The following is a 21,999-nucleotide window of genomic DNA, read 5'->3' as shown; positions in this document are numbered from 1 at the left end:
TTGCTGATTTCTGTGGTTTGTCCGGATTGCTGATTTCTGTGGTTTGTCCGGATTGCTGATTTCCGTGGTTCGTGTTGATTGCTGTTTTTCCGGTGGTTGGTCGGCCTGCCGACTTTCACTTGCAAGTCGATTTTCAACCAGTCATCCCGCATCGGGTGGTGCGGTATCGGCCCCTGCGACTGCAAATGATATGTGGGGAGTAATGCCACTGCTGTGGGTCAAGTGCTGTCTTCACTCTGCAAACAATCACTGTCTGAAAGCCTCGTTCTGAAAAATATCACAAAGGTAGGCAGTGCCTGAAGCTATCACATTCAAATCAAACACCGACAGCATCCCGTTTCCGACGCGACGACAAGGATGCCTTTTTTACGTCCGACGATGCCGACTCTCGTATGCGAGTTGACCTCGGTAACGCCCTCGACACCGTTGCCTCGCCGGGCATCCCACGGGACGCACTCGACCGATTGGACGAGCGCGTCGCCGACGCCCACGAGCGAATCGAAACCGGACGCGAGAATCACGAACACGGCTACGAATCGCTGAATCTGCCTCAGACGACCGACGCCGACGAGATTCGAACCGCGGTCGAATCCTTCGCGGACGCGGAAACGGTTCTCACGGTGGGTATCGGCGGAAGCGCGCTCGGTGCGGCCACGCTGGCCCACGGACTCGAATCCGACGTAGACGCCTACTTCCTCGACAACGTCGACCCGGAACACGTCTCGTCTTTGTTGGACAGTATCTCGCTTTCGGACACCGCGGTCAACGTCGTCTCTCGCTCGGGTACGACGGCAGAGACGCTGGCGAACTTCCTCGCGGTTCGCGATGCGATGGAGTCCGACGGCGTGGACTGGACAGAGCAAACCTTCGTCACGACCGGCGAGGAGGGCAACCTGCGGAACCTCGCGGAGCGCCACGACCTGCCCGCGCTAGACGTTCCGGACGGCGTCCCGGGTCGGTTTTCCGTGCTCTCTACGGTCGGTTTGGCTTGCGCCGCGATTCAAGGCCACGACATCGACGCGGTGCTTTCGGGTGCGCAAGCGGAGGCGAACCGCCTGTCAGGGTCGCTGTTCGACTCGCCAGCCTACGCCTACGGCACGGCGTGCTATGCGCTGGACGAACGCGGCGCGGGAATCAACGCGATGATGCCCTACGCCGAATCGCTTGAAACCTTCGCCGAGTGGTACGCCCAACTGTGGGCCGAGAGCCTCGGCAAGGACGGACTGGGCCAGACGCCGGTTCGGGCACTCGGTGCGACCGACCAGCACTCCCAACTGCAACTGTATCGCGCTGGCCCTCGCGATAAGATGGTCACCTTCGTTCGTCCGACCGAGCGCGAAGATTGTGCGATTCCGGAAACCGACCTGCCCGGACTGGAATATCTCGGTGGACAGAACCTCGGAACCCTGCTTGACGCCGAGTTCGAAGCGACCGAGGCGAGTCTCGCCGAATCGAGCCAGCCATCGGTGCGACTCGAAATCGATCGCGTGGACGAGTACGGACTCGGAGAACTGCTCTACTGTTTGGAAGCGTCCTGTGTCCTCGCAGGCGAACTCTACAACGTTGAAACGTTCATTCAGCCCGCAGTCGAATGGGGCAAGCGCGCCGCCCGTGGCCTGCTCGGCGGCGGCGATTTCGACGAGGCTGATTCGGTTGCTGACAAGTCTACGCTCGTGATAGAATAGTCGCTGTTCACAAAGCATTTACCCACCTACGGGAAGTAATCATACGTCCTTCGCGTCACCCCCTGAATGACGCCCTTTCAGTATGATGAGTCACAACTACGCCTCGGCAGTCCTCACGGCGCTCGTCGTGATTTCGCTTTTCAGCGGCGCGACGACTGCGACCAGTGCAACCACTTCGTTCGCCGACCGCTCCGTGGAAGCGACATCAGACGTTCCGTTCGACCACAGCAAGACCGAAGCGAACAACAGTTCCGTTTCGCTAGAAAACGATGGCGACCGCTTCGCCTTCGACGCCGCCGCGAATCAGACCGTTCGCGGTCAGACGACCTTCGAACCCGGAACCGAACTCCTCGTTCAAATCCACGCCAGAGGACAGTTCTTCAAGACACAAACAGTCGTGGTACAGTCCGACGGGTCGTTCGCTGGACTGTTCAATTTCACCGGCTACGACCCCGGTGTCGAGTTCGGAGTCGTCGTTGCCGCTGCGGAGCGCAACGCAACGGAACCGACACCGCTCGCGGTCTCCGATGGCATCCTTCGAGAGGGTCCAGCGTCGGCGACGAACACGGGAACGCTGTCGACGATGTTAGAAACGACAGAAACGATGAAAACGACGGAAACAACCGCAACGACGACGGCAAACGACGCCGGAGCAAAGACGGAATCCGACACCGAAACCGGAACGGACGACACAATCGAATCCGACGCTCGAACTGAAGCGACGACTGAAACGAAAACCGAAACCGAAGCCGCGATGGAAATGGAGTCCGAAACCCAAACGAGCACCTCGGCGGAGGGTGCGGAAGCGACTTCCGAAACGACAGCGCAGTCGAGCGACAGCGGCGGTCAACCCGGCTTCGGACTGCTCGCCGCACTCGCCGCACTCGCCGGAATCGCGGTCTTTTCTCGGCGATACTGACTCTCAGGTCGTAGCACCTTTAGTTCCGTAGTCCCTTTCCGCGCATATGGAAGACGGTACAGCGACAGGTGTCGGCGGTGATTCTCCGCCCCGCGCTTCGCTCGGCCAAATGGTGCGTGCAGTTTCTATCGGAACTGTCGTCGGCCTTTCTGGATTGGCCGCAATCTCGTTGTGGGCGACGGCGTTTATCCTCGTTCTCGGCCCGAACGCTATCGGCCCGATGGAAGAACTCGCCCTCTCTACGCTTTCGCTCGGCCTCGGGACGGGAACCGTCGCAGCACTGTTCATGGCTGGTCGCGGCTACGGACTCTCGTATCTCGACTTCAAACTGCCCGATGTCAGCGGATTCGTCTACGTCGTCGTCGGGACGATTGCCCTGTTAACCCTGCAAATCGTCGCCGGTATCGTGATGACGCAGTTCGGTATCAGCACCGCAGAGCACAGCATCCAACAGCAGGCCAGCCAAGGTAACCCCGAAATCCTTCTCCTTCTAATTCCCGCAGCGTGGCTCATCATCGGTCCCGGCGAGGAACTGCTGTATCGAAACATCATCCAGAAATCGCTGTACAACACGTTCTCGAAACGCAATGCGGTCGTCATCGCCAGCGTAATTTTCGCGCTCGCGCACATTCCGGCCTACGCGATGGGTTCGACGCTGATGGGAACGGCAGCAACACTCGTCATCATCTTCCTCCTCGCGTTGCTCCTCGGTACTATCTACCTCAAAACGGGGAACGTCACGGTTCCGGCACTCATTCACGGTTCGTACGACGCAGTTCTGTTCGGTTTGATGTATCTACAGATAACTGGGCAGTTGTAATCGCGTCGAAATAGCTGTCAGTTGTAATCGCGTCGGTATGGTTTATGATGGGTTTTTCCGCGACAACGGACTGCCACAGATCGGACAGCGGTCTTTGTCCTCGTCGAACTCCCGACCACAGCCGGAACACTGGAACGACCAGTTTCGCTGCTCTTCGATGCCGTCTTGCGCGATGACATCGACGGCAACGTCCAGCCGGTTAGCGACGTTCTGCATCGCGTAATCGTCGGTAACGAGCGTTCCGTCGAGTTCGAACGTGGCCGCGATGAGTCGAATGTCGGTCATTGAGAGGACGTCCAAATCTCCTGTCTCGCTCGCGGCTCGTCGTACTTTTTCGACCGCGTCGTCGCGGGGCAGGTGGATGTGCATCCCCGACCCTTCCATGGCGTCGAATCGAAAGGCGTGTTCGCCCTCCAACTCCTCTTGTACCATCGGAATGGACGCTGTCTGTTCGGTCGTATGATACTCGTTGATAAAAGCTGAGGCGTCTAGAACGTACATTACCGCTGAACTACGATGTAATCTTTCACTGCTTGTACCCTGTTGACGGGCAGTTCGAAATGCCCGTCCTCGTCGATTTCGAGGTCAACGGTTTTCGGGTCGATCTGTTCATCCGGCTCGACGACGAGGCTGGACAGTTCCCCCGTCTTCAAGTTCATAGTGATGTTGTAGAGCATCCCCAGTTCGGTGCCGTCTGAACCCATGACGGCCTTCCCTGAGAGATTCTCGGCGAGTATGTCCGACATAAGTGGGGGTTACCGACCGCTACTACATAAACTCCACGGGGTGTTGTGGCGAGCAGTCGATTGTAGTCGACGGTCTGTACGCACCGACTGCCCGACCTGCATGGCGATGGAGTTAAATGCCGTGCGGGGCTGTTCTGTGATAAGAACTTCTTCCGGGTGGTAGGTATGTCGGACACAGATTCACACGAGACGGAAACCCCGTCTCTCAGAACTCCCATCGTCGCAGTCCTCGGGCACGTCGACCACGGCAAGACGAGCCTGCTCGACAAAATCCGCGGCTCGACGGTGATAGAAGGCGAAGCGGGCGCAATCACACAACACATCGGTGCGACGGCAGTGCCACTCGACATCGTGTCGAAAGTCGCAGGAAAGCTCGTCAGTCCGGACGACTTCGACCTGCCGGGACTGCTGTTCATCGACACGCCGGGGCACCACTCGTTCACGACCCTCCGGTCGCGCGGTGGCGCGCTGGCGGACATCGCGATTCTCGTCGTTGATGTAAACGATGGCTTCCAACCCCAGACCGAGGAAGCCATCAACATCCTCGCGCAGTCACAGACCCCGTTCGTCGTCGCGGCGAACAAAATCGACACGACGCCGGGCTGGAACCCGAACCCCGACTCGCCAATTAAAGCGACCTACGACGCACAGAGCGACCGCGCTCGGTCGATGCTCGACCAAAATCTGTACGAACTCATCGGCGAACTCAGCGACGCTGGCTTCTCGGCCGACCTGTACTGGCGGGTGCAGAACTTCCAGAATAACATCGGTGTGGTTCCGGTCAGTGCGGAAACTGGCGAAGGCGTCCCCGACCTGCTCACCGTGTTGATGGGACTTGCCCAGCGTTACATGCGCGAGGACATGGAAATCGACGTGACCGGGCCGGGCGCGGGAACCGTCCTCGAAGTCAAAGAGGAGAAAGGCTTCGGGACGACCCTCGACGTGGTGCTGTACGACGGCACCGTCGGCGCGGACGAAACCATCGTCGTCGGTGGCAAGAACGCACCAATCGTCACCGACGTTCGGGCACTGTTGAAACCGCGACCGCTCGCCGAGATTCGAACCGAAGACCGATTCGAGAAGGTCGATTCCATCGGTGCCGCCGCGGGTGTGAAAATCGCCGCCCCCGACTTAGACGACGCGATGGCGGGTGCCCCCGTTCGCGTCGTCCGCGACCGGGAAATCGACGACGTTATCGAGGAAGTCGAAGCCGAACTCGCGGAAGTCGAGGTCAGTACCGCAGAAGAAGGCATCGTCGTGAAAGCCGACACGCTCGGGAGCCTCGAAGCGATGGTCAGCACGCTCAAAGAAGAAGAAATCCCGGTCATGCTCGCCGAGGTCGGCGACGTCGCGCCACGCGACATCCGGTTTGCGACGACTGCCGACGAGCCGAAACACCGGACGATTCTGGCATTCAACGTCGATACGCTCGCCGAGGCCGGGGACGAGGCCGAACAACGAGACGTTCGGCTGTTCGACAGCGACGTTATCTACCAACTCATCGAGGAGTACGAAGAGTACGTGGACGAGATGGAGCGTGCCCAGCAGAAAACCGTCCTCGACAATATCACTCGCCCGTCTCGATTCCAAATCCTACAAGACCACGTGTTCCGGCAGAACAACCCCGCGGTTGTCGGCGTCGAAGTCCTGTCCGGAACCGTGAAAAACAACTCCTTCGTCGCCAAGTTCGAAGGGAACGAACCGAAGCGCGTCGGTACTATCAAAGGGATTCAAGAGCAGGGCGACGACGTGGACGAGGCCCGTGCAGGAACACGGGTCAGCGTCGCTATCGACGGCCCGACGGTGGGTCGCCAGATCGAGGAGGGCGACGAACTCTGGATCGACCTGCCGGAAAAACACGCGAAGATTTTAGAACAGGAACTCTCCGACGACATTCCGGGCGACGAACTCGAAGCCCTGCGGATGTATCTCGACAAACAGCGAAAGCGCGACCCCTTCTGGGGCAAGTAGTTTTTTACTCGTTTGTGGCGTAATCTCACGGCGGAGGGACGAAGAATGAGCGTACGTAGCCGATATGAGAGTCGCATCGCTCGCAAGTCGGTTTCGTACTACGACCTCGTGTTACTTCTCCTTCCGGTTATCGTCATCGGCGGTTTCGCCGTCAGCCTGCTAACTGCGGTTCCGAAAACTATCGGAACGATGCTGACGGGATTCGTGTCGTCGCTGGTCGTCGGCGATGCGGTGTTCAAACGCCCGCCTATCGGGCGGTCGGAGTAATCTGGTCTTCGACTGCCTGTTTTACTTGGAGTACGGCACTCGCGGCTAGTCCACGAGCGACTTCGTCGCGTTCCTCTGCATTGATGAGTTCGTCATCCAGTTCGTCGTTGTCGGGTTCGAATCCGGCACTGACGATGTGGCCGACCGGTGGCTGAACCGAGACGGTCGCTTGCGGCCCTGTTGCACCGTTCGTCACCTGCGACCCGATGACGTACTCGTCGGGAAGGAACTGCCGAGTCAGCGTGGCAATGTCGGTCACACTGTCTCGAAGCGCGCGCGTCTGTTCGGAAGAGAGTTCGACGACATCGGCAGACGCACGCTGTCCGGCCTGCGTCACGTCGGGTGTACCAGCGTAGGGAGTATTTCCATTCATGCGGTCTGCTACCCTTTGATAAGGTTGTCCGCCGTATAAACCCGTCGTCCCCGGAAACTAACAAATCGGTTCGCTATCGCCGTACACTGCGAGGACGACAGCCGTGACGTAGGTGCCGGGTTCGGCGTTCTCTGTTACGGTTTTCACTGCTTCGTCGGAAAACTCCCAGTCGCGGAGTTTCCGCCCTGCTTCCAATCCCGCCCGAACTCGCTCCTCGATTTCGTCCGCGTCGGTTTCGCCCGCGGCCTCGTAGAAGAGTCCGGCCCCGTCGCTTTCAGCCCAGCCCAGTCCTGCCGAAACGTGGCCCGGCCCGGGTCGCGTTGCGCGCGCTTCTACCACGGTCAGGCGATTTCCGGCCGGGCCGAGGTCGGGTGCGGTATCGACCGCTTCGACCGGCGTGTCGGCGGGGATGACCGACGAGACAGAGACGAGATTGTAGTTGTGGACGTTCGCGTCTGCGAGCGCCGCGTCGTACGACGACATCTTCGTCGGCCCGCTTGCGGTTCCCCAGACGACCCGAATCGTGCTCATGTACGGGGGTCGGATACTCGTGGGAAAGGGTCTGTCGATTTCGCGAAGACGTTTAGAAGAATGGTGTACATTTGGTATAAACTGTGTAGAACCAACGAAGGTGGTTCGTTGTACTGTGACTGATTCTGATGACGTGACGCTAGCTACCTCTGGGCGCAAGCCACGCCCTCGTTCCATCAGTCACTCGTGGCTTCGCCACTTGTTCTCTCCTTCACTCGCCCGTTGCCACCAGGAACCGCAGAGGGCCGAGTGCGCCGCACTCGGCCCTCTAGTGATTGGTTCGCTTGCATCGCGTGTCGGAGAACGAGCTTCCGAGAAAACGGTTGGCCAAATTTGCCTTGGCCGGGCCTGCGTGCAGGCCCGGCCCTTGCGGCCTGGTGGATTCCGGGCGAACGAGGTACGAGCGAGGGCGATGTGGAGTCGTGATTTGCAATCGCTACCTTCCATATTCCGTCTCTCTCGAAGCTATCACCTACGATTACCAACTGCAATTGACGTTCTTCCATCAATCACTTCTCGCAAAAACAGAACCAGAAAGCCGGTTTCGAGAAAATTGCAGAACTATTCTTCCAACTCGAAATCGCGGCGCATGGCGATTTCGAACCACGGGCAGAGTCGCAGTTGGCGGTACCAACGCGGATTCTCGTACAGGCGCTCGTAGGGAACCCACATCAGGCCGCCGACTTCCTCCTCGACGGGGTCGAGGGAGGTGTCCGTCAGCGTGAGTTTCAGAACTGCACAAACCTCGTGTTCGACGCCTTCCTGTGGATAGTAGCGCTTGTACTCGAATTTGTCCGTCTGGCGCAGGTCGTCGTACTGGTCGGGCGAGATACCCAGTTCGTCTTCGAGACGCTGGCGGGTGGCCTCTTCCTGCGACTGGCCGGGATTCGGATGGGAGGCAACGGTGCCGTCCCAGTAGGTGTCCCAGAGGCGCTTGGTCGGTGCGCGCTGGGCCAGTAGGATGTTTTCGTCCTCGTCGAAGATGAGCGCGGTGAACGCCCGGTGTCGGATGCCGTCGCCCATGTGGGCTTCGAGGCGGTTGACGATTTCCAAATCGTTGTCGTCCGCGTCCACGGCGACGACGGATTTGCGGGCGTTTTTGTGGGTTTCACCGGAATCTTCGGCGGCGACATCACCGGACGGGTTGGTGGCGCTGTCAGCACTCATACCGCTATAGAGAACCATCCGTTTCAAACGTTCTTCGGAACACGTCCGCGAATGGGCCGTCCGACTGCTTCGATTTCCGCGACGAGTCGCGCCATTTACCTTCGCGCGCTCCCGACAGTCCAACGATGACCGACGCGGCCACTACCGGGGACGACTACTCCGGACTGCTCGGCGCGTTTCGCTACAGCTTCCGAGCGAGCGATTCGCGGGTTTTCCGCCTCTACGTCCTCGTCAGTTTCGTCCTCGGATTTCTCTTCGCCCTCATCTTCCTCTTCGCGCTCATCTTCTGGTTCGTGGAGACGCTCGGCCACTCCGCGTTCGACACCTCCTCGAACGCCTTCCTCGGCGTCGTGGCGCTGTTCGTCCTCGGCCCGCTGTTTGCGCCCGTCCTGTTCGTCGCGCGCCGACACCGCCGCGGCGAAGCGACCGTCTCCGCCTACGACACCCTGCTCGCACTCGGCGGATTTCTGTTCCTCGCCTCGCTCTACGCCGGACTTATCATCACGGTTCCGCCGGAGTTCCAGTCTGCCGACGCTGGCGCAATCGGGTCGTTCCTCTACTCGCTTCCGCAGTTGTTCGGCCTCGTTCCGCCGCTCGTCTCCGGCCTGCTTATTTTCGTCCTCCATCGAACTGCCCGATAACACCATCGTTCCTTTCCGGAGCGCAATCCGGAAAAGGCCCGCCGACCTATTCCCGTCCATGACAGAGAAGACGAGCACGTTCCTCGTCACGCACGCGGAGGAAGAATCGGCAGTGCTGAAGGACGTTCACGACGGGCAGGTTCACACCCTCTCTGAAAATCCCGGCATCGAAACGAACGACGCCGTAGACGCCACAGTCGCCGCCGAACCGCCGATGGAGATGACGTGGGAAGTCGTGGAAATCGACGACCAGCGACCGCTCAGAGTTCACGAGAGCGAGGAACCGCCCACGGTGCACGAGCGCGACATCGCGGCGGAACAGGAGGTCGGTGACCTCGAACGAACCGAACGCGCCGGAATCGGCGAGATTCACGTCCTCTCGGTTGCGGCGGACGAAACCGAAACTGCCGTGAGCGACGTGCTGGACGACGAAGGAACCCTCGCGCGTGCGGCCCGACTCGGCGTGAACCGTGTCGAAATCCGGTCGGAAGAAGGCGTGGTAAGCGTTCGATACTTGCCGTAGCTATCTGTTGTCACTTACGCCGAGAATCGAGCCACAGTGGAGGCAGTCCCAGACGTTTCTGGAACTCAAAAATCCGCCAGCGGATGCGTCGCTCTTGACCAGTTTCTTGACTTCGTTACCGCAATCAGGGAATTGGGACATGTAGTGTAGATTTTATTTTGCCACTATAATCGTATTCTAACCGTGTCTCCACCGGAGCGCTACGACGTCCCAAAACTGCCCGAAAACAGCGTCTTCGACTTGGAGGACTATCTCGCCATGCAGAGAGCAATCGGCGAGAAATCACGCTACAGAATCCTCGCGGAACTCCTCCGCGAGGGCGAGATGAGTGCGACCGAACTCGTAGAGGTACTCGAAATGAAATCGAACACCCTTCACTATCATCTGGACGAACTCGTTGACGTTGGATTGGTCGCAAACAGAAAGCGAAAAGAACGCGGCGCTGACGGCCTGTACTCCTATTATGTCGCCACCTCGCTCGGCAGTGCAGTCATGCAACACGGCATCGGCGAACTCATCCGCGAGGAACACGACATCCGCAGTCGCTACAGCTAATCTTTTCTACCTGACTCAGAAATCCTCTCGTATGGCAATGCAACCGCACCTGCTCGTTGACGAGGGCGACTTGAACGACATCGCGCTGATTCCCGGCGACCCGGGCCGCGTTGACCGAATCGCAAAGCAGTGCGATTCCTCGGAAGTCGTCTCCGAGAACCGGGAGTACAAAGTCGTCAACGCGGAGTACGAGGGCGTCCCGCTAACGATTTGTTCGACCGGCATCGGCTGTCCCTCCGCCACCATCGCCATCGAGGAGATGGAAGCCGTCGGCGTCGAAACCGTGATTCGCGTCGGCACGACCGGCGCGCTCCAGAAGAACATCGAAATCGGCGACATGGTCGTCGCTACGGGTGCGGCCAAGGACGAGGGGACGACCCGACGCTACGAGAAGGATACCTACCCGGCGGTGCCGGAGTACAACGTCCTCTCCGCGCTGGTCGATTCCGCGGAGGCGAATGACGAAGACGTTCACGTCGGGCCGATTGCATCCGACGACGCCTTCTACGCCGAAACCGACGAGTACGTCTCTGACTGGGAAGACGCGAACATCCTCTCCGTCGAGATGGAAGCGGCCGCGGTGTTCTCCGTCGCCCGCCGGAAAGGGATGCGCTCGGGAGCAATCTGTACGGTTGACGGCAACCTCGTGAAGGGAACGCAGAAGGGTACCGACACCGAGGACGACGAACTGCCCGAAAAAGCGAAAAACAACGTCGAGCGAGCGATTCGCATCTCGCTGGACGCAGTCGTCTCGCTGTCAGAGTAACCGCCGGGTTCGACCGACTTCGTCTCACCTCACAGTAACAGAACGCATTTATTCCCGAATCGCGCATTTTTTCCTATGTTTGACGACCTGCGAATGCGGTATCACGCAGCCCTCCGACGCATTCGCCGGTTCGAACGGCGCGAAATCAAGCAGTTCGTCCGGTGGGTCGAACACACACGAAACCTCACTCACCTCACGGTGCTGATAGTCGCACCGCTTCTCATCGCCGGTATCACGTGGCTTTCGAACACGGTCAACGTCGTGACGTTCCTCCTCTTTCCGCCGCTCGCGTCGGGAACGTACACGCTCTTTACCGACCCGGAGGGAAAGTACGCCTCGCCGACTCGGTTCGTCGGCGGGATGACCGCCGGGGCGCTCTGTGGCTGGGTCGCACTGGTGTTCTCCGCCAGATACCTCTATCACGTCCCGCCAGCGTCCATGACGGTTCACGCGAGCGAGGCGGCGCTTAGTATCCTCCTCACCGTCCTCGTGACGTGGTCGCTCGACGTGGAACAGCCGACGGCGTTTTCCTCCGCGCTTCTCGTCCTCATGTTTCCGTTCGGCGAAATGGGGAACATTGGGAACGTTCTCTCGGGATTCCTCTACGTCGTCGGCATCGCCATTTCGAGCAGTATCGTGGCTGGTGTGTTCGTCGTTTGGCGACGCGAGTTCTACGAGCGTCGCGCCCGCTATCTCTATCGTTCCACGAAAGGCGACGACCACGTCCTCGTTCCGATGCGCGGCGAGGACGCCGAACAAACGGCCATGTTCGGCGCGAAACTGGCGGCGGCCCACGACGCGGGAAAAGTCGTCCTCATCGACGTCGTGGATAGAACTGCAATCGAAGAGGCAGAAGTAGAAACCGAAGACCACACACCCGAAAACGAATCCGCCGATGCCGAGGCGGAAGCACAGGCCGCGGATGTCGCCGCGGACAAACTCGAAGCGCAGGCACATCGTATCCGGACGCGGATGGGCGTCCCCTGCGAGGTCGTCGTCGCGGGCGACGGGAAGACGCCCGCGAAAACCGTTCTCAGCACTGCCCGCGAGGTGAACTGTGACCTCATTGTGACGCCCTACGAGGAACGACACGGCGGACTCTCGCCGTTCGTCCGCGGCCTGTTCCGTGGAAACGTGGACGCCATCGCGTACCGTCCCGGCTTCGACGGAAATCCACATCGCAAATGGAAACGGGTTCTCGTCCCCGTTCGACGGGCGGGCAACACGGCGCACACGATGATCGATTTCGCTCGGCGGCTGGTCGGTCGCTCCGGGTCGGTCAGCGTCTGTACCTGCATCGACCGCGAGGCGGAGCGCCGGGCTACCGAATCGACGCTTGCAGACCTCGTGGAAGCCTTTTCGGGCGCGTTCGAAACCCGCGTCTCGCGGAACAGTATCGAGGAGTTCCTGTCGGCGAACGACGACCACTACGACTTAATGATACTCGGCGCGAGCACCGACCGGAGCGCCGCATCACGATTCATCTCCCCGCCGACGTTCGAACGGATGCACGAAATCGACTGTGACGTTGCGGTCGTCCACCGCGGGTGACGGTCGGTCTTCGTCGGGTGGCGAATGTGCCCGGGCGAAAACTCCGGCAGGCATATCAGAAATCGTCCAGCGTCCGGTTCGTGCGATCGCCTGCCAACTGTTCGGCCAGCTCTTCGACGTGTTCTCCCCCGAGCGCCGCTTTAACTAGCATCCGTCCGATGAAGACTGGACTGACCACGATGTCGGCACCCGCCCGTCGAAACTTCTTCACGTTCTCGTGGTCGTTCGCACCGGCGACGATTCGAACGTCCGAATTCAGCTGTCGAGCGGTCAGCACGGTGAGGGCGTCGTCGGCGTCGTCGTCGGTTGCGACGAGAACCGACTGTGCCCGGTCGATGCCAACCCGTTCGAGCAACTCCTCGTCGGTCGGATCACCGTGGATGACGTTCCGTTTTTTCGACCGGAGCTCCTCGACGAGCGAATCGTCGTCGATGACGAGCAAGTAGTCGTCCCCGCTCGTGAGTTCGTCGAGTATCCACTCCGTGAGCAACTGTCCGTATCCGAGCACGAGTATGTGATCTTCCATGAGTTCGATGTTGGCGTTTGTCGTTCGACCGAGGGCGCTTGAGAAGCTATTTTCGACCATGGGCGTGAAGAGAACCCCGAGCGCGACGGCGAAGCTGCCGGTACCGAGAACGATAACGGTCATCCCGAACGCCTGCGCGAAGGGTCTCGTCGGTTGAATGTCGCCGTAGCCGACCGTGCTCGCCGTCACGACGGTGAAATAAAACGCTTCGAAGATGGCGTCACTGCCATCGATGCCGTCGAAGTATCCCTGGAGCGCGTAGGCCCCGATCGTCCCGTACAACTGCGAACCGACGACGGCGGCGGCGGCCGCAATTTGCGTCGTCGTCGGTTCGATAGGTCGTTCGAACCGGTGTCGAAGTCGAATCAGAAGCGGCAGGGTGGCGAGCGACCCGACGACGAGAAAGAGCGAATATGGGGAGGACTGGAGAATCCCATGCATTGCGGCGAGGAAGACGAGTAACGTGCTCGCGTACCACGCTATCCGGAACCCCCGGCGGAGACCGAAGGAAGCGACGAGGAGCAAGAACCCGGCGATAGTGCCGGTGTACGATGCGGTCGTGCGGACGATTTCTGGAACGAATCCACCGTACAACCCGCCGTTCGCACCGGTTCCACTGAGTCCCGTCGAAACCAGTCCGGTCGCTATTGAAAGCAGTGCGACACCGATGGTCATCCAAATAACGATTCGGGCGGAGACGATTTTCCCCCGAACTCCCCCCACCATGTAAGTACCGTTGCTACGTCCTATGCAATAAATCAGGTGGCCGATGGGTTTCGGACACCCGCTCTCGTCGAGTCACGGGATTGGACACGGTTTCGGTTTCGAGACGGTACGTCTTTGTCACTGCCACGACTGTCCCGCATATGGACTACTCGCTTCCGGTCGCAGTGCTCCTCGGCCTCTATCTCGGGGCACTCACGGGGGTCGTTCCGGCACTCGTCGCGTGGTGTCTGGGCTTCGTGTTCCGGTACGTAACGGGCGTGTCGCTTCCCGGTTTCGGTGTCGTCGTTCTCGGTGTCGCCATCGCGGGCGTACAGGGCGGACTGCTGGGTCTTCTCGACCCGACAGTCCTCAACTCCCCCGTCGTAATCGTCGCGGTCATCGTCGTGATGTTGGTGACCCAGTACGCCCACGCGAAGGGCGATTCGATGGGGTCGTCGTTCCCCCGACGTATCGGCCTCCGACACCTCCGGGAAAACCGCCTTTCGAGCGACGTGATAGAGCGCGTCGGTCGATTCGGTCAAGTTCGCGTTCGCGTAACGGGAACCGTCGGGGACATCGACGGCTATCCACCGCTGTCCGACGACCTTCGGTCGAAAATCCGCGACGGAGAGTGGACGTTCCCCGGTGACCTCCCCCTTGTCGAACTGGAATCGAGATTGGCCGACCGACTTCGCACCGAACACGACCTCGCGGACGTGTCGGTCGAAATCGACGCGGGCGGGAAAGCGACGGTGGCGGCCGCACCACCCGAGGGGTCGCTTTCTCGCCGCCTTCCCGCGAACCGGCGTGCCGTATCGGTCGATACGCTCGTCCCGACGGGAATCGCACGTGGTGACGAAGTGGCGCTCTCTCTGGACGATTGCGACGTGATCGCAACCGTTCTGAGCGCGAAAACCGACGACCGAGAATCGGACGACGACGGAAACGAAACCACGGATTCGGTTTCCCGCGCGCCGACGACGACCGGCGGGGACGGACGGGTGACAGTGGCGGTTTCGAGCGCCGACGCAAAAGACCTCGTCCGTGGCAACCCGTCGAATCTCCGGGTTCGCTCGCGCGAAACCCGCTCCGAGTTCGAACTCGTGGAGTTGTTCCGACAGGCAGGCAAACACTGGCGAAAGCTCCACCTTTCCGCCGAAAGCGAGTTGGACGGGATGACGGTCGGTGCGCTCGCCGCCCGCGACACGCACGACGTTGCTGTGCTCGGTGTCGAACGAGGGAACGATTGGACGGTTGCGCCGTCTGGAACCACCGCCCTCGCCGCCGGAGACGAACTGTACGTGGTCGGCACGCGCGACTCGATACGCCAATTCTCGGCGGTGGTCGAATGACGCAACCGGCACAGACGCTGCCGCAAAACCCGGAGGCGGCGCTCGTCCAAATCGTCGGACTGGCCATCCTGTCCGGAACCGTCGCTGGCGCGGTCGCGTTCGTCCATCGATGGTATGCCCGCGAACGGATTCCCAACGGAGTCGCCATCCTCGCCGGAGCGGGTGCAGTCGGCATTTCGTTGGGAACGTGGCAGACGCTCCAGCCGTTTTTCACCGCCGGGAACCCGGACGTGTTGACGCTTTCGACGGCGACGAGAAACGTCGCCTCGTTCGTCGTCGCGGGAGTCACCGCCGTTATCGGTGCGCGAATCGGCGACCGACTGACGACCAACATGGCCGCCCTTTCGGGGGCAACGCAACTCGACGACAACGTGAGCCGAATCGTCGGCGCGGTGGGTCGGATGGTGACGGTCACGCTCCCCGAAACCATCGACGACATCGACGGCTACGACGCGGTTCCAGACGAGACGAAGGAGACGCTCGCCGGGTCGTCGTTCGTGTTCCCGCGCGGAATCACGGTAACGGAACTGAAAGAGCGCGTCATCGCTCGACTCGAAGACGACCACGGAATCGGGCACGTTGACATCGACCTCGCATCCGACGGAACCGTCGAATATCTCGCTCTCGGCAGTCGCGTCGCCGGACTCGGCCCGCTGCTCGTCCCGGGAACCGTGGCTGTCGCCATTCGCGCAGACCCGGCGTTCAGTGCGGGTGCTGGTGATTTCGTCGCGGTTTGGCGGCGAACCGACGATGGGTCGGAGCGCGTCACGACCGGCGAAATTCGAGGCGTTGCCGAGGACGTGGTGACGCTGGCCGTAGACGCGGACGACGCGACGAAGTTCGACCTGGAGGTGGGATACCGACTCGAAACGCTTCCGCGACACACCCGACCAGAACGCGAGTTCGTCACCCGGCTCAAATCTGCTGATGAAAGGCTGGGCGTGGCGACAGTCGAACCGGGGAGCGACCTCGTCGGACTTCCGGTCGGAAGTCTCGACGCGACCGTCGTCGCGGTCAGACTCGCTGACGGTACGGTCGAAACGCTTCCAATTCGCAGTCGTCTGCTCACCGCGGGCGACGACGTGTACGTCGTCGCCCAACCGACCGTCTTGCGGCGAATCGAACGTTCGGGAGCAACGAAATCGAACGTGACCGAACCAGAGAGAGCCAAAATGAAAGCAGAAGACGGCCAAAACTCGGCGCAGTAGCACGAACTCGGTCATCCTCACCGCCGCGAAGGTTTATATACGAAACCGAAACCAAACCGAGTGATGCGTGTCTGTCTGGTGGTATTGCTGGCCCTTCGAAGTTTCACCTCGTTTCGCCGGATGGGGCGGGTCGGTCGCCTACGAGCGACCGACCCGCCGTGTCCCTCCCCAGAGAGAAAGCCACTTCCCACACCCCACCGTTTCTGCGCACATGCAGTGGAAACTCTTCGCGGACCTCGCGGAACTCGCGGGAGACAAGGACATATCTGTAGACGCAGAGTCGGGCGACACCGTCGGCGACGCGCTTTCCGACCTTCTCGAACCGCGTCCGGAACTCGAAAATCGCGTACTGGACGACGATGGCCACCTCCGCGACCACATCAACGTGCTCCGGAACGGGACGAACGTGTTTTCCGAAAACGGACTAGAAACGGAACTCGAATCGGGCGACGAGTTGGCCCTCTTTCCACCCGTGAGCGGAGGATAGCGCGTGAACATCCTCCTGACGAACGACGACGGCGTCGATGCCCCCGGCATCGACGCGCTCTACGACGAACTCTCGGCGATTGCCGAAGTGACCGTCGTCGCCCCCGCGGACAACCAGAGCGGTGCGGGTCGAACCAACTCCCACAGGGTCGCTGTTGACGACCACGAGCGCGGACTCGTCGTCCACGGGACGCCCTGCGACTGTGTTGCAGTCGGGCTCCAGGCACTCGACTCGACGCCGGAACTCGTGGTTTCCGGGTGCAACGCGGGGCCGAACTTCGGCGCGCACAAACTCGACCGCTCCGGAACCGTCGGGGCCGCGAAGGAAGCCGTCTATCTCGGCGTTCCCGGAATCGCCATCTCCGCATACGACCCCGTGACTGGTGGTCTACGCGAGTTCGAACGCGAGGATTTCGTCCCTCCCGCGCGGGTTGCACGCTATCTCGTAGAGCATGCAGGTTCCATCGGTTCGGGGACGTATCTGAACGTCAACGCCCCGACTGTGATGGACGATGCCCGGATTCAAATCACCCGCCCTACGCGGGATTTCGGCGTTCGAATCGAGAAAAACAGAGACGAGGACGGGTTCGCGGTGGTTGACCAATTTTACGACCCGCTTCGCGGCGACCGCCCCGAGGAGTTAGACGACCCGAAAGGCACCGACCGCCGGGCATTGGCCGATGGGGAAATCAGCGTCTCCCCACTCGGCGTTGGGCACGAACTGAAACGAAGCGACGGACTGGAAGGTGTTGCGGCTGAGTTTGAGCAGTAAATCGCCCGCTCGTCAGCGATAGGATTTGGTCAAATCCATCCCCATCACGAAGTCGGGGTCGTCGGAGATTTCGACTCTGGCGTAGGCCGTGTCGCTGACGAACTGTGCCGTTTCGGGAATCAACACTCGCGTCTGCTCCGCACCGCGTTCCGCGGCATCGCGGGCGATTTCCGCGAACAGCGCCCGTGCCGAATCCGCGTCGTCCCACGCGCCGATGGAGTATTCGACCCACGTTTCCGGGTCGCCCGCTTCGTTTTCCCACTCGGATTCGCGACAAACGGTCGCGAATCCTCGCACGCCGTCGTCCTGCACGACGAGGAGTTCGTCGCTTTCCGCGCTGTTCTGGAGGTCCTCGCGCGTGAGTTCCGACAGCGCCCACGATTCTTCGAAATCGAGGACGAGGCCTTCGAGATGAGTGCGAGCGTCGCTTCCCGTCCAGAACTTCCACGCCGCATTCACGTCGTCCGTGAGCGTCATTTCGGATTCTGCGTCGGCGTCGGGTTTCGGGTGTGCCCACCTGAACTCCGTCACCGGGTCGTATCCTGCGGCGCGCGACGAACCGAGTCCGGCGACGTTCCACGAAAACACCATGTTCCGTAGAACGGTTGCGCCCTGCTCGCGTGCCCAGTCGAACAGGTCGTACGTCATGGCGCTTGCGACACCTCGTCCGCGGAAATCCGGGTTGACGCGCATTCCCTGTCCCCACGCTTCCCAATCAGAAAGCATGACGCACTGAACGATTCCGGCGATTTCGTCGCCAGCGTCCGCGACGAGGGTGTACTGATTCTCGCCGTCTATCCAGTCGTGATAAATACGAGGGATGTAGTCCCCTCGGCCGCGGTCTGCCCACGTGTCTTCCGTGAACGCGACGACGTTCTCGTAATCGTCGTGGGTGGCCTCCCTGAGTTCTATTTCCGTCACTCCCATGGCACCGACCGGTCTGTAATCTCGCCCGCGATGGGTTCCTGCATCGTCGTCGCCGGGTCGTCGCTGTTCGCAAGCGCCCACATCAGTTTTACCTTGGCGGTGCCGGGAAGCATGTCTTCGCCTTCCACGATGCCAGCATCGAGCAGGTCGCGGCCCGTATCGTACACGCGGTCACAGACTCGCCCCTCGATGCATTGGCTGGTCATGACGACCGTCGTTCCGTCGTCCACCAACTCCGAAATCCTCTCCGCCCAGTCCGAGTGGACGTGACCCAAACCAGTTCCTTCGAGGACGAGGCCCGCCTTTCCGTCGGCGAGGTCGAGCGCTTCGACACCCATTCCGGGCGTGAATTTGAGGAGTTCGACTTCGCTCTCTAAGTCGGCGGAGAGGGCGAGTTCCTGTGCCCCGCGCTCGTTGTACTCGTGCCGGAAGGTGACTTCCTCGGTGTCGTACTCGACTCGTCCGAGGGGTTTCGCGCCGATGGTCGTGAAGGCGTCTCGGCGCGAGGTGTGATTCTTCCGAACTCGCGTGCCGCGGTGGAGCGCGCAGTCGTCGTCGCTCTCGCTTTCGTGCATACAGACCATCACCTCGGCACAGTCGGATTTCGCGGCTTCGACGGCACAGACCGCGTTCATCACGTTGTCCGAGGATGGGCGGTCTGCGGAGCGCTGACTGCCCGTGAAGACGATGGGAACCGGCGTATCGAGCATGAACGAGAGCGCGGAGGCCGTAAACTGCATCGTGTCGGTTCCGTGCATGACGACGACGCCGTCGGCACCGTTTTCGATTTCGTCGTACACTGCTTGGGCCAAATCCTGCCACACGTCGGTCGTCATGTTTTCGGACAGGATGTTGGCGACGACTCGTCCGCGGTAGTTCGCCCGTCCCGCGAGGTCGGGAACCGCACGAAGCACGTCTTTTGCGTCGAATCGCGCGGTCACGGCACCGGTTCGGTAGTCCACAGTGGACGCGATGGTTCCGCCCGTGCTGATGAGCGAAATCGTCGGCAGGTCGGGGTCGAACTCCACGACCGACGAGTCGCTCGTCTCCCCCTCTTCGATGTCGTACACGTCAGATTCGAGTACGTCAACGTCGGCGTCGTCGCGGTCGATTCCGACGTTGTAACCGCCGTCGAGTTTGACGACGAGGTTGCTCGCCGTCGAGGAAGGTAGAAGTACCCCCTCGAACGTCTGTTCGGCCCGTTCGACGCGGACGCGGTCCCCTGGATTCATACCTCGGGGTAACGCGGCGTTCGACTTCAATCCACTCTTTCGGGGAAAGGCACATTACCGCCGGGCGTCAATTCGGATACATGACCCAGCGTACCCGGACGCGCGAAACGGACGAGGACCTGTCCGACATTCTCGGCGATGCAGAAAGCGGAGAGCAGGCCGGACAGGGAGAGAGTTTCCGGAGTCGCACGAAGCGCAGGGCTGTGAACTTCTTTTCGCCGCGTTACTTCCTCCTCGCTGCCGTCGTGCTGACGGTTGGGACGTTTGTCGGCGGTTTCGTCCCGTTCGTGCAGACGCTCGGCGGACTCCTCGGCCTATTCGTCGCGGCGTTCGCCCTCGGTGGACTGACGAGCGAGTCGAAAACGTTGGAAACCGCGACTGGTGGTTTGGTCGCCGCGGGCCTCACGCTTCTCCTCGGCAATCTCACCCTGCTCGCCGCGGGCGGAACGACCGTCGCCGCTATCGGACTCGGTGCCGGATTCCTCCTGGCCGGTCTCGGCGCGCACTTCGGTAGCGACCTGCGCGACGGTCTGACTCGCGACCTGTAACTGCCTGTAAAATAGCTATCCGGAAAGCATCCAGTGGCCGCTGTTCTCTTCTACGATTCCGCGTTCCGCCATGCTCGCTAGATGTCGTTCGACGATGTGTTCCGGCGCGTCGATTTCTCGACCCACGTCTCTCACGGTTTCCGCTCCCGCCGCGAGCGCGGCCAGTATCTCGGCTCGAATCCGATTCTGTCCGTTTTCGTCGACCTCCTCGCTCAACTGGTCTAAGACGTTCGTAATCCTTCCGTGGACCCATCGCTGTGCGAGTGACAGTTCGCTTTTCAAATCCTCCAAACAGTTGAGTTCTTCCGCGAGCGTGGCGATTTCACCCGCTTCCACGTCGCTCACGGTTTCTGGGTCGCCATCCCCTTCGCGCTCGTCGGGTTGGGTTCCGTACTGAACGTTGAGCGAGAGGTACTGGCACGTGCTCACGTCCAAACTCGGACTGGCTGGATACGCGCTCTTCATATCGAACTCGTAGGGAGAAACATCGACTTCCAGTCGGAGATTTCGAGAGATGTTGAAATATTTGCGGCGCTGGTCGTCGGTTCGACTTTCGACCAATCCCACCTCTTCGAGTTTTCGAAGGTGGTCGATGACCGCCTTCGGACTGACGCCGAGATAGTCGCTTATCTCCGTGACGTAGCAGGGTTTGTGCGAGAGAAGTCGCAGGATGCGCCTGCGGTTTTCATTGCCGAGTATATCGAGCAACACAGCGGAGTCCATTCACGTCAACGACTTGGTAACGCGAACGGAAAAGCGTGTCTCTCGCCGCGAAGCGCGGTTCAGACTTATAAGGGGATGGAAATCGACACATCGCCGGTTAGTGAGTTGCCGGAGGCGCTGTTGCCGTTTCCGGCGTTTTCGTTCCCGCCGTCTCCATTCCCGCCGTTCCCATTATTTCCGTTTCCAGTGTTCCCGTTGCTACCGTTCCCAGCGTTTCCGTTCTCATTCCCGTTGCCAGGTGTCGTTTCACCACCCGGCATTCCGTTCCCCTGTCCGGAACCGTTGCCGACGCCGGGTGCGTTCGTGGAGTTGTTCGCGTTTTCGCCCGGCACGTTCACGCTGTTGAGCGACCGGGCGACTTCAGCGACCTCGGGGCCGCCGACGTTGTTCGCCTGCCTGTCGAGTCGCTGGAGTCGGTTGACCCGGGTTCCGACCGTTTCGGCTCGCGGTTTCGTCGTGTTGATGGCGTGTTGAACCGAACGAATGTCGCCGACGAGTTCGCTCATTCTGGCCTGATACTGGAGTCGGCTGATTTCGCCGCTGTTTCGCGCCTCGACGAGGTTCCGTTTTCGCTGTTGGAGCGCGTCGAGTTCGGTTTCCAAATCTTCGGTCTGGTGTCTGACGAGAGCTTGTTGCGCCGACCTGTTCTGTGTTTGGTTGAATCGGGCGACCCACAGGCCGGTATCGACGGTTCCTTCCGCCTGTGAGGTGCTAACCTGCATGAACGACGAAATTTCGGCACCGAGCGTGCTGTTTGAACTCGTCGCGTTCTCTTCGGTTTGGAACGTGTTTATGGAGGTATCAGCTGGTGCTGTGGGCGACGGTGCGGCGGCAGTCGGCAGCGCGACGGCAAACCCGCATACTGTCAGCGTCGCCAACAAGACGGCGCGAATGGCGTTCATCAATAGCTCATTACCGTCCCAGGTTAAAAATAGGGCAATTCGTTCGTTCTGTTCACATCTCAAAACGAAGGTACGAGCGGTGAAAAGAGCGTTTAAAATACCA

General features: G+C 60.5%; 26 protein-coding genes. 15 read left to right on the top strand and 11 right to left on the bottom strand.

Features of this window, described 5'->3' with window-relative positions:
* Positions 1-392 precede the first annotated feature (392 nt).
* The 3 genes from BW974_RS11580 to BW974_RS11570 all read left to right on the top strand — a co-directional run bounded on the left by BW974_RS11580 (position 393) and on the right by BW974_RS11570 (position 3,424).
* On the top strand, positions 393-1,685 hold the full coding sequence (locus BW974_RS11580; RefSeq protein ID WP_076430452.1) for a glucose-6-phosphate isomerase: 1,293 nt from the start codon (positions 393-395) through the stop codon (positions 1,683-1,685).
* A gap of 82 nt (positions 1,686-1,767) precedes the next feature.
* Entirely contained in the window at positions 1,768-2,604 is an 837-nt protein-coding gene (locus BW974_RS11575) for a BGTF surface domain-containing protein (protein WP_076430451.1), read from the top strand.
* Positions 2,605-2,650: 46 nt separating this feature from the next.
* Entirely contained in the window at positions 2,651-3,424 is a 774-nt protein-coding gene (locus tag BW974_RS11570) for a CPBP family intramembrane glutamic endopeptidase (RefSeq protein ID WP_076430450.1), read from the top strand.
* A gap of 42 nt (positions 3,425-3,466) precedes the next feature.
* On the opposite strand, the gene BW974_RS11565 is transcribed toward BW974_RS11570, so the two are convergent.
* Together BW974_RS11565 and BW974_RS11560 are read right to left on the bottom strand one after the other, a co-directional pair.
* A complete protein-coding gene (locus BW974_RS11565) occupies positions 3,467-3,925 on the bottom strand; it encodes an NOB1 family endonuclease (RefSeq protein WP_049969579.1) in 459 nt (152 codons plus the stop codon).
* On the bottom strand, positions 3,925-4,170 hold the full coding sequence (locus tag BW974_RS11560; protein ID WP_076430449.1) for a PRC-barrel domain-containing protein: 246 nt from the start codon (positions 4,168-4,170) through the stop codon (positions 3,925-3,927). The genes BW974_RS11565 and BW974_RS11560 overlap by 1 nt, the downstream gene beginning before the upstream one ends.
* A gap of 165 nt (positions 4,171-4,335) precedes the next feature.
* Between BW974_RS11560 and infB the strand changes: the two genes are divergently transcribed.
* Both infB and BW974_RS11550 read left to right on the top strand, forming a co-directional pair.
* Entirely contained in the window at positions 4,336-6,141 is a 1,806-nt protein-coding gene (gene infB / locus BW974_RS11555; RefSeq protein ID WP_076430448.1) for a translation initiation factor IF-2, read from the top strand.
* Positions 6,142-6,186: 45 nt separating this feature from the next.
* Positions 6,187-6,408, top strand: a complete 222-nt coding sequence (locus tag BW974_RS11550) for a DUF8015 family protein (RefSeq protein ID WP_076430447.1) — start codon at positions 6,187-6,189, stop codon at positions 6,406-6,408.
* Here the strand turns inward: BW974_RS11550 and BW974_RS11545 are convergent.
* From BW974_RS11545 to BW974_RS11535, 3 genes are all read right to left on the bottom strand, one after another.
* Positions 6,389-6,781, bottom strand: a complete 393-nt coding sequence (locus BW974_RS11545; protein WP_076430446.1) for a DUF5811 family protein — start codon at positions 6,779-6,781, stop codon at positions 6,389-6,391. The two genes, BW974_RS11550 and BW974_RS11545, sit on opposite strands and share 20 nt — an antisense overlap.
* A 57-nt stretch (positions 6,782-6,838) precedes the next feature.
* Positions 6,839-7,312 carry a pyruvoyl-dependent arginine decarboxylase gene (locus BW974_RS11540; protein ID WP_076430445.1) on the bottom strand — a complete coding sequence of 158 codons (474 nt, stop codon included), beginning with the start codon at positions 7,310-7,312 and terminating at the stop codon, positions 6,839-6,841.
* 561 nt (positions 7,313-7,873) lie between these two features.
* Positions 7,874-8,479 carry an NUDIX hydrolase gene (locus BW974_RS11535; protein ID WP_076430930.1) on the bottom strand — a complete coding sequence of 202 codons (606 nt, stop codon included), beginning with the start codon at positions 8,477-8,479 and terminating at the stop codon, positions 7,874-7,876.
* 125 nt (positions 8,480-8,604) lie between these two features.
* Here BW974_RS11535 and BW974_RS11530 point away from each other — a divergent pair, with 125 nt between their 5' ends.
* Together BW974_RS11530 and BW974_RS11525 are read left to right on the top strand one after the other, a co-directional pair.
* Positions 8,605-9,120 (top strand): DUF8056 family protein, encoded by a 516-nt coding sequence (locus BW974_RS11530; RefSeq protein ID WP_076430444.1) that lies wholly within the window; start codon positions 8,605-8,607, stop codon positions 9,118-9,120.
* A 58-nt stretch (positions 9,121-9,178) separates the two neighbouring features.
* A complete protein-coding gene (locus BW974_RS11525) occupies positions 9,179-9,643 on the top strand; it encodes a DUF5812 family protein (RefSeq protein ID WP_076430443.1) in 465 nt (154 codons plus the stop codon).
* Here BW974_RS11525 and BW974_RS25640 read toward each other — a convergent pair whose 3' ends face one another.
* A complete protein-coding gene (locus BW974_RS25640) occupies positions 9,644-9,784 on the bottom strand; it encodes a hypothetical protein (RefSeq protein ID WP_175609684.1) in 141 nt (46 codons plus the stop codon). It lies immediately after the preceding gene.
* Positions 9,785-9,826: 42 nt separating this feature from the next.
* Here BW974_RS25640 and BW974_RS11520 point away from each other — a divergent pair, with 42 nt between their 5' ends.
* From BW974_RS11520 to BW974_RS11510, 3 genes are all read left to right on the top strand, one after another.
* Positions 9,827-10,198 carry an ArsR/SmtB family transcription factor gene (locus BW974_RS11520; protein WP_245800054.1) on the top strand — a complete coding sequence of 124 codons (372 nt, stop codon included), beginning with the start codon at positions 9,827-9,829 and terminating at the stop codon, positions 10,196-10,198.
* Between the two features lie 31 nt (positions 10,199-10,229).
* Entirely contained in the window at positions 10,230-10,964 is a 735-nt protein-coding gene (locus tag BW974_RS11515) for a guanosine phosphorylase (RefSeq protein WP_076430441.1), read from the top strand.
* A 75-nt stretch (positions 10,965-11,039) separates the two neighbouring features.
* Complete coding sequence (locus BW974_RS11510; RefSeq protein WP_076430440.1) at positions 11,040-12,515, top strand: universal stress protein; 1,476 nt, start codon at positions 11,040-11,042, stop codon at positions 12,513-12,515.
* A 55-nt stretch (positions 12,516-12,570) separates the two neighbouring features.
* Here BW974_RS11510 and BW974_RS11505 read toward each other — a convergent pair whose 3' ends face one another.
* Complete coding sequence (locus BW974_RS11505) at positions 12,571-13,767, bottom strand: NAD-binding protein (RefSeq protein WP_076430439.1); 1,197 nt, start codon at positions 13,765-13,767, stop codon at positions 12,571-12,573.
* A 140-nt stretch (positions 13,768-13,907) separates the two neighbouring features.
* On the opposite strand from BW974_RS11505, the gene BW974_RS11500 reads away from it, so the two are divergent.
* The 4 genes from BW974_RS11500 to surE all read left to right on the top strand — a co-directional run bounded on the left by BW974_RS11500 (position 13,908) and on the right by surE (position 17,564).
* Positions 13,908-15,098, top strand: a complete 1,191-nt coding sequence (locus BW974_RS11500; RefSeq protein WP_076430438.1) for a potassium channel family protein — start codon at positions 13,908-13,910, stop codon at positions 15,096-15,098.
* Positions 15,095-16,306, top strand: coding sequence for a DUF8167 domain-containing protein (locus tag BW974_RS11495; RefSeq protein WP_076430437.1), 1,212 nt, complete (start codon positions 15,095-15,097; stop codon positions 16,304-16,306). The genes BW974_RS11500 and BW974_RS11495 overlap by 4 nt, the downstream gene beginning before the upstream one ends.
* Positions 16,307-16,517: 211 nt before the next feature.
* Positions 16,518-16,793, top strand: a complete 276-nt coding sequence (locus BW974_RS11490) for a ubiquitin-like small modifier protein 1 (protein ID WP_076430436.1) — start codon at positions 16,518-16,520, stop codon at positions 16,791-16,793.
* Positions 16,794-16,796: 3 nt separating this feature from the next.
* Entirely contained in the window at positions 16,797-17,564 is a 768-nt protein-coding gene (gene surE, locus BW974_RS11485; RefSeq protein WP_076430435.1) for a 5'/3'-nucleotidase SurE, read from the top strand.
* Positions 17,565-17,576: 12 nt separating this feature from the next.
* Here the strand turns inward: surE and BW974_RS11480 are convergent, their stop codons facing one another.
* Together BW974_RS11480 and gatD are read right to left on the bottom strand one after the other, a co-directional pair.
* Positions 17,577-18,491, bottom strand: coding sequence for a GNAT family N-acetyltransferase (locus tag BW974_RS11480; protein ID WP_076430434.1), 915 nt, complete (start codon positions 18,489-18,491; stop codon positions 17,577-17,579).
* A complete protein-coding gene (gene gatD / locus BW974_RS11475) occupies positions 18,482-19,723 on the bottom strand; it encodes a Glu-tRNA(Gln) amidotransferase subunit GatD (protein WP_076430433.1) in 1,242 nt (413 codons plus the stop codon). The genes BW974_RS11480 and gatD overlap by 10 nt, the downstream gene beginning before the upstream one ends.
* A gap of 80 nt (positions 19,724-19,803) precedes the next feature.
* Between gatD and BW974_RS11470 the strand changes: the two genes are divergently transcribed.
* Positions 19,804-20,271 carry a hypothetical protein gene (locus BW974_RS11470; protein ID WP_076430432.1) on the top strand — a complete coding sequence of 156 codons (468 nt, stop codon included), beginning with the start codon at positions 19,804-19,806 and terminating at the stop codon, positions 20,269-20,271.
* Between the two features lie 15 nt (positions 20,272-20,286).
* Here the strand turns inward: BW974_RS11470 and BW974_RS11465 are convergent, their stop codons facing one another.
* Together BW974_RS11465 and BW974_RS11460 are read right to left on the bottom strand one after the other, a co-directional pair.
* Positions 20,287-20,994: an ArsR/SmtB family transcription factor gene (locus tag BW974_RS11465; RefSeq protein WP_076430431.1), complete on the bottom strand. Its 708-nt coding sequence runs from the start codon at positions 20,992-20,994 to the stop codon at positions 20,287-20,289.
* A 65-nt stretch (positions 20,995-21,059) separates the two neighbouring features.
* Positions 21,060-21,896 carry a DUF7096 domain-containing protein gene (locus BW974_RS11460; RefSeq protein WP_076430430.1) on the bottom strand — a complete coding sequence of 279 codons (837 nt, stop codon included), beginning with the start codon at positions 21,894-21,896 and terminating at the stop codon, positions 21,060-21,062.
* Positions 21,897-21,999 lie beyond the last annotated feature (103 nt).

It is taken from the genome of Haladaptatus litoreus, assembly GCF_900156425.1.
Taxonomy (GTDB): Archaea; Halobacteriota; Halobacteria; order Halobacteriales; family Haladaptataceae; genus Haladaptatus; species Haladaptatus litoreus.
This window is presented reverse-complemented; position numbering and strand designations above follow the sequence as displayed.